This window comes from Jatrophihabitans lederbergiae (genome assembly GCF_031845305.1).
GTDB lineage: Bacteria > Actinomycetota > Actinomycetes > Mycobacteriales > Jatrophihabitantaceae > Jatrophihabitans_A > Jatrophihabitans_A lederbergiae.
In genome coordinates this window covers 1-282 of sequence record NZ_JAVREH010000247.1, presented here as the reverse complement: position 1 = coordinate 282, position 282 = coordinate 1, and the positions used below count along the sequence as shown (strand labels likewise).

Here is a 282-nt window from a genome sequence, read left to right as displayed (position 1 = left end):
ACTGGGGCGGCTGGGACGACCACGTGCCCACACCCGATGTCGAGCACACCCCCGACGGCGTCCAGTTGGCCTACGGACCACGGGTCCCGCTGCTCATGTTCAGCGGCCGGGTCAAGGCCGGCGTCGAAAGCCGGTGGACTTCGCATGTGAGCATCGGCAAAACCGCGCTGGAGCTGCTCGGTCTGCCTGCCCTCGGGGTGCCCCGCCTGGACGACGCCGTCAGCCTCACCGACCTCGTCCAGGCCGACCCATCCACTCCCGCCCCACCAGCGTTCGGCAGCA

Annotated in this window: 1 pseudogene; it reads left to right on the top strand. The window is 70.2% G+C overall.

Annotation, left to right across the window (positions count from 1 at the left end):
* Positions 1-23 precede the first annotated feature (23 nt).
* Positions 24-282, top strand: a pseudogene (locus RM423_RS25150) (alkaline phosphatase family protein); the annotation flags it as partial.